The 283-nt window shown below is 43.8% G+C and carries 1 protein-coding gene; it reads right to left on the bottom strand.

Annotation, left to right across the window (positions count from 1 at the left end; translation table 11 throughout):
* A partial coding sequence (gene galT, locus RXX31_RS08750) for a galactose-1-phosphate uridylyltransferase (RefSeq protein WP_317588784.1) occupies nucleotides 1-283 on the bottom strand: 283 nt, incomplete at both ends.

Genomic DNA, 283 nt, shown 5'->3' with positions numbered 1-283 from the left:
AACGACAATTCGTGTGCCGTCTTTGAGCTCCGCATTCACATAATCAACCAGCAAGTTGGTGCCGTTCTCTTGGTAATACGCTTTTAGATTTTTCTCTTTACGCTCGATCTCATTCGGTAAAAAACTGTTCGCCCAAATCTGACCGTGTGGGTGTGGCTGAGAACAGCCCATGGCTTCACCCTTATTTTCAAACGCTTGAACCCAGACAAAATCTTGACCTAACTCTTCGATCTGTTCATTCCAGGTATCAATCACACCGCGAATTTTATCTACTGGTAATTCA

Origin of the sequence: Vibrio sp. EA2 (assembly GCF_033042495.1) — a bacterium.
In the GTDB taxonomy this organism is placed as follows: Bacteria; Pseudomonadota; Gammaproteobacteria; order Enterobacterales; family Vibrionaceae; genus Vibrio.
This window is presented reverse-complemented; position numbering and strand designations above follow the sequence as displayed.